This window comes from Desulfobacca acetoxidans DSM 11109 (assembly GCF_000195295.1).
Lineage (GTDB): Bacteria > Desulfobacterota > Desulfobaccia > Desulfobaccales > Desulfobaccaceae > Desulfobacca > Desulfobacca acetoxidans.
On sequence record NC_015388.1, the window covers coordinates 2,374,070 to 2,388,543 of the forward strand.

15 protein-coding genes are annotated in these 14,474 nt (G+C 54.8%); 8 read left to right on the forward strand and 7 right to left on the reverse strand.

Annotated elements, in window-relative coordinates; translation table 11 throughout:
- Positions 1–67: 67 nt before the first annotated feature.
- From DESAC_RS10580 to DESAC_RS10590, 3 genes are all read left to right on the forward strand, one after another.
- Positions 68–766 (forward strand): DUF4198 domain-containing protein, encoded by a 699-nt coding sequence (locus DESAC_RS10580; protein WP_013707066.1) that lies wholly within the window; start codon positions 68–70, stop codon positions 764–766.
- Positions 767–832: 66 nt separating this feature from the next.
- Positions 833–1,372, forward strand: a complete 540-nt coding sequence (locus tag DESAC_RS10585) for a MotA/TolQ/ExbB proton channel family protein (RefSeq protein WP_013707067.1) — start codon at positions 833–835, stop codon at positions 1,370–1,372.
- Positions 1,365–1,772, forward strand: coding sequence for an ExbD/TolR family protein (locus DESAC_RS10590; protein WP_013707068.1), 408 nt, complete (start codon positions 1,365–1,367; stop codon positions 1,770–1,772). The genes DESAC_RS10585 and DESAC_RS10590 overlap by 8 nt, the downstream gene beginning before the upstream one ends.
- 371 nt (positions 1,773–2,143) lie before the next feature.
- Here the strand turns inward: DESAC_RS10590 and DESAC_RS10595 are convergent, their stop codons facing one another.
- From DESAC_RS10595 to tolQ, 4 genes are read right to left on the reverse strand one after another with little or no spacing between them, the layout of a single operon-like run.
- Positions 2,144–3,466, reverse strand: a complete 1,323-nt coding sequence (locus DESAC_RS10595) for a beta-propeller domain-containing protein (protein WP_052301943.1) — start codon at positions 3,464–3,466, stop codon at positions 2,144–2,146.
- Positions 3,466–4,737: a cell envelope integrity protein TolA gene (tolA, locus tag DESAC_RS10600; RefSeq protein ID WP_013707070.1), complete on the reverse strand. Its 1,272-nt coding sequence runs from the start codon at positions 4,735–4,737 to the stop codon at positions 3,466–3,468. Before tolA ends, DESAC_RS10595 begins: the two co-directional genes overlap by 1 nt.
- Before the next feature lie 8 nt (positions 4,738–4,745).
- Positions 4,746–5,168 carry a protein TolR gene (gene tolR, locus DESAC_RS10605; protein WP_013707071.1) on the reverse strand — a complete coding sequence of 141 codons (423 nt, stop codon included), beginning with the start codon at positions 5,166–5,168 and terminating at the stop codon, positions 4,746–4,748.
- Between the two features lie 3 nt (positions 5,169–5,171).
- Positions 5,172–5,963, reverse strand: coding sequence for a protein TolQ (gene tolQ / locus DESAC_RS10610; protein WP_013707072.1), 792 nt, complete (start codon positions 5,961–5,963; stop codon positions 5,172–5,174).
- A 214-nt stretch (positions 5,964–6,177) separates the two neighbouring features.
- Between tolQ and DESAC_RS10615 the strand changes: the two genes are divergently transcribed.
- A complete protein-coding gene (locus DESAC_RS10615; RefSeq protein ID WP_013707073.1) occupies positions 6,178–6,609 on the forward strand; it encodes a PaaI family thioesterase in 432 nt (143 codons plus the stop codon).
- A gap of 96 nt (positions 6,610–6,705) precedes the next feature.
- The gene (locus DESAC_RS10620) at positions 6,706–7,179 is read left to right on the forward strand and encodes a 23S rRNA (pseudouridine(1915)-N(3))-methyltransferase RlmH (RefSeq protein ID WP_013707074.1); all 474 of its coding nucleotides are present in this window, start codon (positions 6,706–6,708) and stop codon (positions 7,177–7,179) included.
- A 194-nt stretch (positions 7,180–7,373) separates the two neighbouring features.
- Here DESAC_RS10620 and DESAC_RS10625 read toward each other — a convergent pair whose 3' ends face one another.
- The 3 genes from DESAC_RS10625 to pdxA all read right to left on the reverse strand — a co-directional run bounded on the left by DESAC_RS10625 (position 7,374) and on the right by pdxA (position 9,633).
- The gene (locus tag DESAC_RS10625; protein ID WP_013707075.1) at positions 7,374–7,592 is read right to left on the reverse strand and encodes a NifU family protein; all 219 of its coding nucleotides are present in this window, start codon (positions 7,590–7,592) and stop codon (positions 7,374–7,376) included.
- 269 nt (positions 7,593–7,861) lie between these two features.
- On the reverse strand, positions 7,862–8,590 hold the full coding sequence (locus DESAC_RS10630; RefSeq protein WP_013707076.1) for an SIMPL domain-containing protein: 729 nt from the start codon (positions 8,588–8,590) through the stop codon (positions 7,862–7,864).
- Positions 8,587–9,633, reverse strand: a complete 1,047-nt coding sequence (gene pdxA / locus DESAC_RS10635) for a 4-hydroxythreonine-4-phosphate dehydrogenase PdxA (RefSeq protein ID WP_013707077.1) — start codon at positions 9,631–9,633, stop codon at positions 8,587–8,589. The genes DESAC_RS10630 and pdxA overlap by 4 nt, the downstream gene beginning before the upstream one ends.
- A 306-nt stretch (positions 9,634–9,939) precedes the next feature.
- Here pdxA and purB point away from each other — a divergent pair, with 306 nt between their 5' ends.
- The 3 genes from purB (at position 9,940) to guaA (ending at position 14,461) form a co-directional block, all read left to right on the forward strand.
- Positions 9,940–11,238: an adenylosuccinate lyase gene (purB, locus tag DESAC_RS10640; RefSeq protein WP_013707078.1), complete on the forward strand. Its 1,299-nt coding sequence runs from the start codon at positions 9,940–9,942 to the stop codon at positions 11,236–11,238.
- 285 nt (positions 11,239–11,523) lie between these two features.
- Positions 11,524–12,594: an Sfum_1244 family protein gene (locus DESAC_RS10645; protein ID WP_013707079.1), complete on the forward strand. Its 1,071-nt coding sequence runs from the start codon at positions 11,524–11,526 to the stop codon at positions 12,592–12,594.
- 319 nt (positions 12,595–12,913) lie between these two features.
- Positions 12,914–14,461 carry a glutamine-hydrolyzing GMP synthase gene (gene guaA / locus DESAC_RS10650; protein ID WP_013707080.1) on the forward strand — a complete coding sequence of 516 codons (1,548 nt, stop codon included), beginning with the start codon at positions 12,914–12,916 and terminating at the stop codon, positions 14,459–14,461.
- Positions 14,462–14,474 lie beyond the last annotated feature (13 nt).

The following is a 14,474-nucleotide window of genomic DNA, read 5'->3' on the forward strand; positions in this document are numbered from 1 at the left end:
TATATTTTTGCATTAATTGCTTAAGCAATGTTCTCAGCCGAGAACATATTAAAAAAGGAGAAGTACAATGAAAAAATGTCTGGTGTATGTGTTGTGGTTAACCCTGTTGACTGTTTCATCCCTCTATGCCCACGATACCTATGTGGTCAAAGAAGGAGACGCCTTTGTGATCATTCACGGTCATGACGGCAAGAGCGACCCTTACAATCCCAACTTCATCAAAACCGCTCAAGCGTTTGATGCTTCTGGCAAAGATATGGCCATTACCAAGAAACCCGAAGAATCACGCGTGCTTTTGGTTACCGAAAAAGACCCGGCATTGGTGATGTTTGTCTATAATACCGGCCCCCGGGTCAAGACCCCCGAAGGATGGAAAAACATTCCCAAGAGCCAGGCTAAAGATGTTATAGACTCGGCCATTTGGATAAAAAGCGTCAAGCAGATCAAACAATGGAATGATCGTTTCGGCAAAGCGCTGGGCGGCAAGATGGAAATTGTGCCGTTGAGCAATCCTCTAAAACTGAAGGTAGGAGATAAGCTGGCCTTTCTGGTACTTTACGACGGCAAACCCTTGGCCGGAGCCGCAGTGGGGGCCAAAGGGGTGCCAAAAGATACCCTGAAGACCGACTCCAATGGCCAGGCGGAGGTCATCATTAAAGAGAGTGGCCTGAATATTGTTACTGCCGGCAAGATAACACCGACCCCCAACAGCCCAGATGCCGACAAGCTCGGGGAAATCGCCACCTTAACATTTCTGGTAAATTAAGGAGTATAATATCCCACTGGCGGACACAGCTATTTCAGTTGTGTCCGCTATCAGCGAGGTGTAATAATGCTTCAATATTTCATCAAGGGCGGCCCGCTGATGTGGCCCATTCTGCTCTGTTCCGTGATCGCCCTGGCTATTACTATCAATAAATCTATCCAGTACTTTCGCGTGCGGCGGGATATCGGTCGATCCCTGGAGGCTATCCAGGAGCACGGGAGCACATATCTAGCGCCGGTTTTACAGGCGGTACAGCAGGGTCTGGACGACCGGCAGATCTCCCTGGCGGGCTCCCGAGAACTCAAGACCTTGGAATCCGGCCTGGGATCTCTCAACCTGATTGCCGTTATTGCGCCGCTCTTGGGGCTGACGGGAACTGTCACCGGCATGATCAAGGCCTTTCAGGTCATCGCCACCATGGGCACGAATGTCGATCCCAGCCTGTTGGCCGCCGGCATCTGGGAGGCCTTGATAACCACGGCTGCCGGTCTGTTCGTGGGCATCCCCACCCATGTCGCCGCCCACTACCTGGATCGCAGCCTGGATGAAGTAGCCTTGCGGATGAAAGAAATCATCTTGGACCTGCGCGGGGGCAACAATGATTGAATTTGTCCGGCGCCGGAAAAATCACCAACATATCAATCTCACCCCGCTCGTGGACGTGGTCTTTTTACTGCTGCTCTTTTTTATGCTCACGGCGCATTTTGTGACGGCCCCGACCATCAAGATCGCCCTGCCGGATTCCAAAACCGCAGAGCCGGAGGTTAAGGAGGAAGTCATCATTTCCGTGGCCAAAGACGGCGCCCTCTTCCTTGACAAGGATCCGATAATGCTCACCGGATTGCAGTATTCCCTCCAGGAAAAACTGAAGAAGCTGAAAAAGCCTTCGGTACGCATCAAGTCTGACCGGGAGGCGAGATTGGGACTGATTGTCAACGTGGTAGATGAAATCAGGCTATCAGGAGCTGGGGCCTTCAGTATCGAGACGGAACGGCAGAGAGAATAAAAAACATATGTCCGCACCTTGGAACTCGGAACTCCGAAATCTGGACCTTTTACCTGTCCCCCCTCACAAAAAACTCGTCACCAGTTATAATCATGCATAAACGCTTCGCCATTGAATTTTTCGGCCGGTTTGGGCATCGGCCTGCTGGTACTGAAGTAGAAGAGAAGGGCAGAAACCATCAAGGCTATAGCCAATACGAGAACTAGCTTGATTTCCTCTTTATTCCACCGGTCACGGAATAGTTTTCTCACGTACAACCACTCTTTTTTTTAAAGCTTGGGAATCAGGGGTAATGCTATGGTTCACCACCCCCTTGCCCCTGCTGGTCCCTGCTCCCTGCTCACTAACCACTGAAGACTAACCACTGACCATTACTTCCCACCGGGTGCCCAGGCCGGCTGCGTCTGGGCTCCCGGCATCGTGGTCAACCGGGTGGCCGTCCCGGTCTTGACATTCACCAGGTAGATGGCAGACGTACCGCCCCGGGTGGAACTGCAGGCAATGAAACTCCCGTCCGGCGACCAGGTGGGGCTCTCATTGCTGCCCTCTCTGGTGATCTGCCGGGCGCCGCCTCCCTGCGGGGAGATGACGAAGATCTGAAACCCGCCGCCGGTACGGCTGGCGTAGGCAATCAGATCTCCTCTCGGAGACCAGGCGGGCGACACATTGTAGGTCCCCCCGAACGTCAGACGCCGGGGCTGTCCTCCCCCGGTAGAAACGATATAAATCTGAGGATTGCCGCCGCGATTCGATACAAAGGCCACCTGGGCCCCATCCGGCGAAAACGTCGGAGAGATATCGATCCCCGGACTCTGCGTCAGACGTTGCTTAATGTTTCCCTGCCGGTCCAATAGATAAATTTCCTGATCCCCCGATTTATTCAGAGTGGCGGCCAGCAGCCCTCTGGGTCCCCCCGCCGGGGTGACGTTAAGAGTACCATGGGTAGAAAGTTTGCGGATGCTCCCCGAACCGGGGTTAACCGCATATAAGGCCGGGAAACCGCCCCGATAGGAACAGAAGAAGACCTCCTGGCCGTCCGGCGACCAGGACGGGGTGAGGGTAAGGGTGCGGTACCGGGTCAATTGTTTAGGGGTACCGCCGATATCCATCACATACAGTTCCCTGACATCCGTGCCGCCACTGATGAAAGCAAGGCGCCCCTGGGGTACACCCCGTTCGCCGGTAAGGAAAAGCACTACTTCATTGACAAATTGCGTCATCATGCGCTGGCCGTCATTGGCGCCGCCCCGATAACGTTTGCCCACCAACATCTGACCGGATCCTGGATCGATTAACTTCAGGTCCAGGACTAATTGTCCCCCTTCCTGCCGCCAACCACCGGCAATGACCAGATTGCAGCCAAGCGCCGATAAGTTGTGCAGTTGCCCGGTGCTCGGCGATGGTCCGATAGGACTGGAATCGTAGGTGCCGGGATCGAGCACCGTAAAATGACCGGATAACCTCAGGTCCTGATCGGCTTGGACCGCCAACGCCGCTCCCAACTCCGGACCGGAACCGCCGGGTCCCTGCAGCTTGGGAGTGGCAATAACATATTTTTTAGTTATGGGGGCGCGTACGTCAATGTATTCCCTCGATTGAGCCAGGCCATCTCCCGCCCACACCAGTAACAGAGAGATGCTTATCACAACGTTCAAAAACGTATCCTGAAACAGTGTCAATTGTCTTCTTGACATTATGAACTCGCCTTCCATTCAGGGGTAAACGTTATGCCGATTTCAAGCTGTTCCCGGCCGGGTGGCAAAGCCGGCAGCGGATTGGAGCGGGTAACGGCCGACATAGCGGACTGATCGAAGAGGCGATCCCCCGATTCTTTCTCGAACCAGGAGGCGGTGATCGTCCCATCAGATTGAATCCTGATCACGATGACGGCCTTGAGGTGGTGCATCGTGCTGCGCTGCAAACAGTTGGGCTGCCAGTGGCGCTTCACCATCTGCGAAACTTTGGAGCCATAGGCCGCCGCCTGGGCGCTGCCCAAGGCCCCGCCGCCGGCGCTGCCCCCCTTACCGGAACCGGCGCCGGAGACTTTAGCGCTTACTTTCCCGGCACTCACCTTCGCCGCTGCCTGCCGCACCGCCTCTTGATATTCCTGCTCCCGGGATTTCGCCGCCAATCCCTTTTCAAGACCTCGGATCGAATCCTGGATTGTCTGATCACGCGACGATCTGTTAGCTTTACTTTGCACCCGGGAAATTTCCTGGGCTATCTCTCGATCGCGAGCCTTGGCGTCTGCTGCCCCCGAAGCAGAATTTGGGGAACCGCTCTTTTTTGCCGGCTCAGCAACCGGCTTGACCGACTCTGTTGTGGCCTTCGCTTCCCCCCGACCCTTCGGCGTCGGTTTCGACCTGGCCACTGGCGGCGTGGGAGGGACAATCTCTTTGGGCTTAGAGGCTAGTGTCGGCTTAGGAACTTCTTTGACCGGCTCCGCCGTTTTTATCGGCGGTTTTGGCGGCGCCAGGGGTTTGGCGACGGTTTTCGGCGGGGTTTCCACCTTTGCCACCGGTTTGGCCGGCGCTATCGGTTTAACTGCGGGCTGGGCCGGCTTGGCTGCAGCTCTGGCCGCAGGTTCGGCTTCCACCGGCCTTGCCGGTTTCAGCGGAGTCAGCGGTTTCTTCTCCACCTTGGGCGGCATCCTGTCCGGCTGAGTTTTTTTGGGCTCAGGGGCCAAGCCGATCGCCGGTCCGGGTTTCTCCCGAACCTCCCTGTTAGGTCTGACGGTTTCGCCTGCAGGTGAAGACTCCGGTTTGACGATTGTGGGAGCCGGAGCCGGCAACGGCATATTCACCAGATCCACCGTATAGGTCGGCCGCAGTGGTTTTACCTTCGGTGATTTGGCGTTAAAATACCAAAGCACGCCAAAAAGGACCAGATGAAAAGCCATGGACAGGAGCAGCATCCGACCTAAGCGATCCGAAGGGGAAGGATCAGGAAGGCCGCCGTTATTCATACAACCTGTTATCCTCCTGTTGGGGCAGCCGGGGACTCGGTCACCATGCCCAACTTCTCCACCCCCACGGCTTTTAAAGCACCCATGACCTGCACTACCAGGCCGTACGGCACCGAGCGGTCGGCCTTGAGCAGCACCTGCGGGTTGGTCTGAGCTTTTTTCTCCTGGACAATGACGCCCCCTAACTCAGCCAGGGAGGTGCGCCGGTCGTTGACTAAGATATCGCTCTGACCGCTCACCGAAACGATAATCGGCGGCCTGGTCTCATCCAGAGTGCCGCTCTGCGCCTGGGGCAGGTTGACGTCCAAACCGGTGGTCATCATCGGCGCCGTCACCATAAAGATCACCAGGAGCACCAACATTACATCCACCAGTGGTGTAACATTGATGTCTGACATGGGGCCGTTGGAGGAACCACCGCTCATGCCCATGGCTTATTTTTCCCCCATCTGGGCCCGCCGCATCATGTCCCGCTCGATGATATTTAAAAAGTCGGAGATAAAACTCGCCATTTCGGTCTCCAGGACCCGTACCTTGCTGAGAAAATAATTATAGGCCACGACTGCCGGGATAGCGGCGGCCAGACCGACCGCAGTTGCCACGAGCGCTTCCGAAATGCCCGGCGCCACTACCGCCAGACTGGCACTACCTTTGAGCCCGATACCGCGGAAGGAAGTCATAATTCCCCAGACCGTGCCGAAAAGACCGATGAAAGGCGCCGTATTGCCGGTAGTGGCCAGAAAGGTGATAGCCCGGGACAGCCGCGTGGTCTCGGTATTCATAGCCCGCCTGAGTGATCGGTTGACGTTTTCCACCCCGGCGCCGCGCACGGCTATCGTCCCCAAAACATCCCGATCACCACTGTCGGTGCTCACCTGCGTCTGCATCAGTTTTCCCAATTCTATATAACCCAGGCGAAAGATGGCGGCTACCGGAGAAGCCTGCAGATGCCGGGTTTCGTGATAAGCAGTAGACAGGTTGCGCGCCCCCCAAAAAAGATCCAAAAATTCCGCCGTCTGTTTTTTGGCCCGCGAAAGCTGGAAAACTTTAGCAAAAATAATACCCCAGCAGGCCACGGAGAATACGAGTAGGATGAACATGACACCCTTGACCACCGGTCCGGCGTTGAGAATCAGGGGCACCACGTCCAGATCGGAAACCGCGGCCGCCCCCCCGTTTGCAGCCCAGGCGACGTCCACTAACCTAAAATAATTAATTATATCCATATGTTCAATAGAGTCTAATTCTATCCCGACGTAGTTTCACTGTCAAACCGGGATATTATCGGATGAAAAGCCGAAATAGGTTGAGTATATTGAAATTGCCTTCGGATCACACTATACTAATTAATCTATTATAGCAAAAGCGGCGGCAAAACAATCAAAAAGAGCCGCTTCGACCGCACCCGGCATCCAACTGAAATTACCCCAGGGATACGCTATGGATATTCCCATCTTCGACGACTACTGTTTTGCCTGCGGCTCCCGCAACCCCATAGGGCTGAAGATGCAGGTGGCCTATCTGCAAGAATCTCGAACCGCTGAATCTACTCTGGCCCTGCCCAAAGAATATCAGGGCTGGCTGGAGGTCATTCATGGGGGGATTGTCGCTACCCTGCTGGATGAGATCATGGCACATGCGGTCTGGCATTTTGTCGGACCGGGGGTGACCCTTAGTTTAGAGGTGCAATACCGCCAACCCCTGGCTCCCGGCGAGATCATCCTGGCCCGGGGAAATCTGACCGAAATCAAGGGCCGTCGTTTGACCGCCCAGGGCGAGATCATCAGGCAGATTGATAACTCCCGCATTGCCAACGGCAAGAGCCGGTTTCTCTTATTAGAAGGGAGAAAATCGATGACTAAGGAGGGTTAGTGGTCAAGAGCTTAGGATTACAGATATAATAGGCTGTAGGGCGGGAAAGCGAAGCGCCTCCCGCCACCTGATTCTACATACAGATGAACGGTTTTCATGCTGCAGATCGTGATCCTCATGGTAGGCAAGACCCGCACCGGCTTTATCCAGGCCGGTATGGATCTCTACACTAAAAGACTGGTGCCTTACGGCAAACTTTCGCTGCTGAGCGTGCCGGAGGAAAAACCCCGGCCAGGACTAACACCGGAGCAGATCAAAGAGCGGGAAGGAATGCGGTTGCTGGCCAGATTGCCCAAACCGGCCCGAATAATTGCTCTGGAGGCAAGCGGACAGGAGTTTAACTCCCAGGAGTTTGCCCAATGGCTGAGCCAGATGGAATATGAGGCTCACAGTCCCCTCATCTTTGTCATCGGCGGGCATCTGGGCCTGTCAAACGCCCTGGTGGCGGCTGCCAACCATCGCCTAGCCCTGTCACGCTTTACCTTCACTCATGAACTCAGCCGCCTGATCCTGTTAGAGCAGCTTTATCGGGCCTGCACTATCCGAGCCGGCCATCCCTATCATTATTGAACTGAGCGCTGAGTAAAAACTGGAATATAGATTCTGTTGGCGGGATAAAGAGGCGGTTGCGAATAGATTAGCCGCTCTGGGTCATGCTTCCAAAGGCTCCATAAACCATGGAAATCGCCTTTTCCCCATCTAATTTCTTTCCTCTTCCCTTCAGGGGGGGCTACTCGGGCGGTCCTTTTAGCCCCCCATGTTTGTTAGACGGACTCTACCGAGACGATTCCCGGCACTTCCTGTTTTAGCAGGCGCTCGATACCATTTTTTAAGGTCATCTGGGACATCGGACATCCCTTGCACGCCCCGGTGAGCTTCACTTTGACGACGCCATGTTCAACCTCAACCAATTCCACATCCCCGCCGTCCCGCTGCAACATCGGCCTGATTTTGGCCAGCGATTTTTCCACTGCTTCCTTCAAAAATATTTCCTCCTCAAGTAATTATAGCCATTTTAGATGATGTATTTAAGAGCTTATTCCTTCGAGTTTCGAGAAGAGAAATTGATATCCGTATCTATCGCCTAACTCAATAATATACTTCCTGTCATCTTAATCTCAAAACCGGAAACCGGAAACCGTATACAACATGTGAATATTTGATAATGCTAAGCACGCCGGTCTTCATTGTAAAGACCTGAAAACTTATTGCTTGAATTTCCGCCGAACCAACTGCCTATTCTTCGATTCTCTTACTCCAGCTCAAATACGGCCTCGATCTGAACCCGAATCTCTTCCTCGCCGACCTCAATCGGGGTGGCTACCCGCTCGTCCGGCGCCGCAGCCGCCATCGCTAGATTTTTTTCCCGAAAAACAGGGGTGGCTCGCGTCGTCGTGGAGACCTGTTGCAGGCGTTTGACCTTTAGATTGAGTGACTGAGCCAGGGCGGTGGCCATCGCCTGAGCCTTCTGCAGGGCCTGAACCGCAGCCCCCTGCGTTAAGGCCTCAATCTTCGAATGCTCCCATATAGGACCACTTACTTCATCGGCTCCTTGCTGTACCCCGAGATCAATCAGTTCGCCCAGGCGCTCGAGGTTCGCCAACCGGACCTGAAAACCATGTCGGGCCCGATAACCGGCAATAACCGGTTTTTTACCTTTAGGATAGGTATAAAAAGGAGTAACCCGGTAACCGGTACTTTTTACTGTATCGCCTGTTTGGCAGAATTTTTTTACTGCCGCCAGGAAAGCCTCTGCCTGTTTCGCATTTTCGGTTGCTACCAAGGGGGCCTTGGCCGCTTCGGTGATGATCGCAAAATTCATGATGGCGATGTCTGGAAAGGCCCTGACCACCCCATCGCTGTTGATCTTGGCCGTAGGAATTTTACTCCCGCCTTCCTGCCCCACCGCTCCGGCAAGAGCGGGGACCAGCCCCATCAGGAGGCTGATGCCTAGAATCAGATATCTTTGGAACTTAGTCATTCTGAGCCCCTTTCGTGACCTTGCCGGCATTTAGCCCGGGCGTGCGCCATCTTGGCGGCCAGCCGCAGGGCGGCCTTGAGACTGCCAGGGTCGGCTCGCCCGTTCCCGGCCAGATCGTAGGCGGTGCCATGATCCACCGAGGTCCGGATGATGGGCAGCCCCAGGGTAACGTTCACTGCATCGCCGAAATGCAGCAATTTCAGAGGAATCAATCCCTGGTCATGATACATCACCACCACGGCATCAAATTCCCCCCGCTGGTGGCGGACAAAAATAGTATCAGCCGGCAATGGCCCTATTACGTTGACACCCCGGGCCAGGGCTTGGTCCACGGCCGGTTGGATGACCCGAGCTTCTTCGTCGCCGAAGAGCCCGCCTTCACTGGCGTGCGGGTTGAGAGCCGCCACCCCGATAGAAGGCCGCTGAATACCGAAGTCCATCATTAAACTGTGGTTAGTGAGCGCCAGCAAACGCACCAGGTCGGGGGTATTGAGACGCCCCGGAACTTCCCGCAAAGGGCAGTGGATAGTGGCCAACACCACCCGGAAGGCGCCCCCCGCCAGCATCATGGCGAATTCCCGCGCCCCGGAGCGCTCCGCCAGCAGTTCGGTATGGCCGGGATAGTGATAACCGCCCAGGTGCATGGCTGCCTTGCTGATGGGGGCGGTCACCACGGCGGCCGCCTGCCCGGCCAGGGCCAACTCCACCGCCCGCAGGATATAGCCTACCATGGCGGCGCCGCTGTCCCGGGTCGGTTGTCCATAGCTGACTGCATCGGCAGTTAAATCGGAAAGAACCATAATATCTATCGTTCCAGGTTGATAAAACCCACTGCCAGGATCGTCGGTTGCATGCAGCCGGGCTCGGGAACCACAGACGGCCCGTGCCTTTTCCAGGGCTGGCAGGTCGCCCAGGACCAGCGGCCGACACAAGCCATAGAGTTCGGCCTCCGATAAGGCCATGATGATGATCTCCGGCCCGATGCCGGTGATATCGCCCATAGTGACGGCCAAGAGCGGCCGGTGATCGTCTGAACCTCTCAAAAAACGTCGCTCCTCAGTAACAATCAAGATTACCGGCTGTTCAAAAAGCCGGCGAACTATTAATACCAGGTAAACTATTCCTCTCCATCAATTTTTATCTGATTACTGTAATATCTGCTATGGTTTTTTCATTGGCCGGCGACTCCCCGGCCAACGTGCCCTGGGTGTTATGAGAAAATAAATGAATTTGGCGAAGGCTCAGGTAATTGTAGATTACCAACCGGTAAAAAATAATTTTGCCGCCTGGATCGGTTTTTGATAAGGTGAACAGGTGTCAGTAAAGTCAGTCAAGAGGTAATTTGCGCTATGATTCCACGCTACAGTCGGCCCCGGATGGCCCGTATCTGGACGGAAGAGAACAAATTTCAGACCTGGCTTGAAGTTGAATTGGCCGCCCTGGAAGCGATGGCCCAACATGGTCTGGTCCCCAAGGAAGCGGTCGGGCAGATCCGGGAGAAAGCCCGGTTTGATGTCCAGCGCATCGAAGAGATTGAGGTCCAAACTCGACACGATGTCATCGCTTTTCTCACCAACGTCGCCGAATATGTCGGCGACGAGGGCCGCTATCTGCATTATGCCCTGACTTCCTCAGACATCCTGGATACCGCCAATGCCCTGCGCCTGCGGCAGGCCGCCGATCTCTTATTGGAAGACCTGGACCTGATGATGGCCGTCTTGAAAGATCGGGCCCTGGAATTCAAACACACGGTTTGTATCGGCCGCTCCCATGGCATCCATGCCGAACCCATGACCTTCGGTCTCAAGTTTGCCCTCTGGTATGCTGAAATGAAACGGCATCGGGAGCGTCTGTTGAGGGCCCGGGCTGTGGTCAGCGTCGGGAAATTCTCCGGAGCAGTGGGGACCTTCGCCCATCTCCCTCCGGCAATAGAAGAAACCGCCTGCGCCCTGCTGAACCTGACACCGGCGCCACTGGCCACCCAGGTAATCCAACGGGATCGCTATGCCGAATATTTCACTACCCTGGCCCTGATCGGCGGTTCGCTTGAGAAGATTGCGGTGGAAATCCGCCATTTGCAGCGTACTGAGGTGCGGGAGGCCGAGGAGTTCTTCCGCGCCGGGCAGAAAGGCTCCTCGGCCATGCCCCATAAGCGCAATCCGGTCTTAAGCGAAAATATCACCGGCCTGTCCCGGCTTTTAAGGGGCAACGCCCTGGCCGCCATGGAAAATATGGTTCTGTGGCACGAACGAGATATCAGTCATTCCTCCGTGGAGCGCATCATCGCTCCGGATAGTACTATCCTGCTCGATTTTATGCTCGGCCGGCTCACCGGCCTCCTGAAAAACCTGCTGGTCTATCCCGACAACATGAAGAAGAATCTGGAGCTCACCCGCGGTCTGATCTTCTCTCAACGGTTGATGCTGGAGTTGGTGCGCAAAGGAATCACCCGAGAGGATGCCTACCTCATGGTACAAGGTCCGGCCATGCGGGTCTGGCAGGCGGAAAATTTGGATTTCCCCAGTCTCATCCGCCAGGATGCAGAAATCGCCAAGCACCTCACTAAAGAAGAGATCGACGCCGTCTTTGCTCTATCAGAATATCTCAAACACGTGGATTTTCTCTTTCAACGGGTGTTTGGAGACTAGACCGGCGGAATGAGGGGGCGACTACAGGGTAGTCTACCGATTCGACCAAGAGTATCAAGTGCGGCAGAGTGCCTGCAGAGAACGGCGCTTGCAGATAATCAAAGAAATGGTTATCTTAAAAATATAATAGAGTTATGCGTATTCCTCAGCTTAAGGCATGAAAATCATCTGCCGGTAACACAGGCTTGCTAAGCAGCGTAGAATTTTTTTCTTATCGGCTCGGAACTCGAAACTCCAATCATCAAGGGGGCAAATCTCCCGGATTGAAAGAGATCTTCTTCCAACGTGAATGATTTTATCCAGCAGGTGCAATTTAATTGTCAGATCGCCGCCGCCGGGCAGGTGGGCTTCTACTCCCTCTGCGGCATGCTCCTTAGAATGAGGCAACTCTACAAGTGGGAGCAAAACCTGTTACCCTGGCAGGAAGGCGACCCTAAAGCAGTGCTGGACTGGATCGAGACGCAGGAGGAATCGTGGTCCGGTCTAGAGGAGACGGGACTCCAGGACCTGCCCTTGAACGGCATCAGGTTAGATCCTTTTTCAGTGTCAGAGCTGAATGATCTGCTATTGCCTGAAGGTTTGGCCTACGGCGCCGGCTACACCCACGGATTGGCCCCCACCTGTTTTTTGGGAGAATTATGGGAAGTACAAAAACGCCGGGACCTGACTGTATTTATCTTGGGACCGGAACTGGCCCGAGACCTGGATGGTTCCCCCGCCATGCGCCAGGGCCAGATAATTTACCTGCGGACGGAGCCGCTGGCATTTTATCTGTGGGATAACCTCTCTGACCCGACCAAACAGAATAACTTCTTCCTCAAAATCGCACTGGCCGCTCAGGGCATCGATTTAACCAGCCTGGTGAACCGACCCGAGGAGTATCAGGACCAGTTTCAGACCCTTCTCCAAGCCCAGGGAGAAGCTATGATTCACCATGAGATCGGCGAAGCCCTGGAACCGAGTCTGCAGAAAACCTTTGCCGTCATTATCGGACGCCTGCCGCATACCAGGGTTGAACGTTATGTGCGGGCCTTAAAAGACACCCTGGCGGATCTGAATGATTGGGGACGGGTGCAGCACCTTCTGGAACAGCGAAATCTCCCTGGATTAGCGTTGCTCTTGGCCTGGCGGCCGGGATTCTATCCTTATCTGGTCCCCGAATTGGAGCCAGCCTTTTGGGCCCTGCAGAAAAGCCGGGATTGGAATGTCATGCACCAGGCCAGGCAAGAGGCACTGGAGCGATTGCGCCGCACCGCGGCCGAACTGGACGAGGTGCTGGCGGAACTGGCAGAGAAATCTGATGAAGAGCTGGCCACGGCGTTGGATAACCGATTTATCAAGCCGTTGGGATTATAAACTATTGAGGACGAATACTAAGGATTCGCCCTGAAAAACATCTGCTGACCATAACAGAAATATTAATATATAAGTTCACATGTTCTGCCGAACACAACGAAGCATAAAAACAGAATCGTGGCGGCTGCTCACAATAATGTTTTTGCTGCTCACGGCTCACGGCTCACGGCTCACCGCTCACTGTTTTTATATAAGTCCACATGTTCTCGAGAACACAACAAAACATGAAAAAATGATCGGTGACATAGGCCTCCTGGCTTGTGCATCAGCGTGCCGGCTGGAAAGCCTGCACCACCTTCTTTCATTCTAAGGTTGAAATATGATAGACCCCCATCGAGACAAGGTGCTCATCCTGGATTTCGGGTCGCAATACACCCAGCTTATTGCCCGGCGGATACGGGAACTGCAGGTGTATTGCGAGATTCATCCATACCTGATGCCGCTGGAGCAGATAGAGGCATTTGCTCCTCGCGGCATTATCCTGTCCGGAGGACCGCGCAGCGTCTACGAACCCGGGGCGCCGTTGGTCAGCCGGGAAGTGCTGGAGCTGGGCCCGCCGGTTCTGGGTATCTGTTATGGGCTGCAACTGCTCAACCATATTTTGGGCGGCAAGGTCTCTCCGGCGGCGTCGCGGGAGTATGGCCGCAAGAATTTCACTATCTCCGATCACCAGGACCTTTTTGCCGGATTGAGCCCTCATGAGTCAGTCTGGATGAGCCATGGCGACCATATCGATGAGATAGCCCCGGGATTGGAGATCATCGGTTCTTCCGATACCTGCCCGGCGGGAGCGGTGCGGGACCAGCGTCGGCGCATCTTTGGCGTCCAGTTTCATCCCGAGGTGAAACACACCCCCAACGGCGGCAAGATCTTGGCCAACTTCTTATTTGGCATCTGCGGCCTCCAGCCGCTATGGAATATGCGCTCCTTTGTGGAGGCGACCACTCAAGCCTTGCGTCAAAAAATAGGTACAGAGCGGGTTATCTGCGCCCTCTCCGGCGGCGTGGACTCCTCGGTGACCGCGGTCCTGCTGCACCGGGCTATCGGCGACCGTTTAACCTGCATTTTTGTCAACAACGGTGTCTTGCGGCAGGGAGAGGCTGAAAAGGTAGTACGGCTTTTTCGAGAGAACTATCGCCTGAATTTAGTTTATGTAGACGCCAGCAAAAGCTTCCTGAAACTTCTCGAGGGTATTGTCGATCCGGAAGAGAAGCGCCGCCGTATCGGCCGCGAATTTATCCGGGTCTTTGCTGAAGAAGCGGGTAAACTGGGACAGGTAAAATATTTAGCCCAGGGAACGCTCTATCCGGATGTCATCGAAAGTGTCTCTTTTAAGGGGCCATCTGCCACTATCAAAACACACCACAATGTTGGGGGGCTGCCGGAAGTCATGCCCCTCGAGTTGATTGAACCCCTCAGGGAGCTGTTTAAAGACGAGGTGCGGGAGGTCGGATCTGAATTGGGGTTGCCGGAGGAGATGATCTGGCGGCATCCCTTTCCGGGACCGGGGTTGGCCATCCGTATTCTCGGTGAAGTGACGCCCGAACGATTGGCCATCCTTCGACAAGCCGACGCCATTGTCCTGGAAGAAATGAAAGCCGCCGGTTTCTATCGACAGGTGTGGCAGGCCTTTGCAGTCCTGCTGCCCATCAAGACCGTCGGGGTTATGGGCGACGAACGGACCTATGAAAACGTCATCGCTTTAAGAGTGGTGGACTCTACCGACGCCATGACCGCAGACTGGTCCCGGCTGCCCTACGATCTGCTGGCGCGCCTGGCCAACCGGATTATCAATGAGGTCAAGCATGTAAACCGGGTGGTATATGATATTTCCTCGAAGCCGCCCAGCACCATTGAATGGGAGTAATTGAGGACAGCGA

Bases quoted from the DNA above. Each gene is read 5' to 3' on its own strand.
- DESAC_RS10580 (WP_013707066.1), top strand. From the start codon at position 68: ATGAAAAAATGTCTGGTGTATGTGTTGTGGTTAACCCTGTTGACTGTT.
- DESAC_RS10585 (WP_013707067.1), top strand. From the start codon at position 833: ATGCTTCAATATTTCATCAAGGGCGGCCCGCTGATGTGGCCCATTCTG.
- DESAC_RS10590 (WP_013707068.1), top strand. From the start codon at position 1,365: ATGATTGAATTTGTCCGGCGCCGGAAAAATCACCAACATATCAATCTC.
- DESAC_RS10595 (WP_052301943.1), bottom strand. From the start codon at position 3,466: ATGTCAAGAAGACAATTGACACTGTTTCAGGATACGTTTTTGAACGTT.
- tolA (WP_013707070.1), bottom strand. From the start codon at position 4,737: ATGAATAACGGCGGCCTTCCTGATCCTTCCCCTTCGGATCGCTTAGGT.
- tolR (WP_013707071.1), bottom strand. From the start codon at position 5,168: ATGGGCATGAGCGGTGGTTCCTCCAACGGCCCCATGTCAGACATCAAT.
- tolQ (WP_013707072.1), bottom strand. From the start codon at position 5,963: ATGGATATAATTAATTATTTTAGGTTAGTGGACGTCGCCTGGGCTGCA.
- DESAC_RS10615 (WP_013707073.1), top strand. From the start codon at position 6,178: ATGGATATTCCCATCTTCGACGACTACTGTTTTGCCTGCGGCTCCCGC.
- DESAC_RS10620 (WP_013707074.1), top strand. From the start codon at position 6,706: ATGCTGCAGATCGTGATCCTCATGGTAGGCAAGACCCGCACCGGCTTT.
- DESAC_RS10630 (WP_013707076.1), bottom strand. From the start codon at position 8,590: ATGACTAAGTTCCAAAGATATCTGATTCTAGGCATCAGCCTCCTGATG.
- purB (WP_013707078.1), top strand. From the start codon at position 9,940: ATGATTCCACGCTACAGTCGGCCCCGGATGGCCCGTATCTGGACGGAA.
- guaA (WP_013707080.1), top strand. From the start codon at position 12,914: ATGATAGACCCCCATCGAGACAAGGTGCTCATCCTGGATTTCGGGTCG.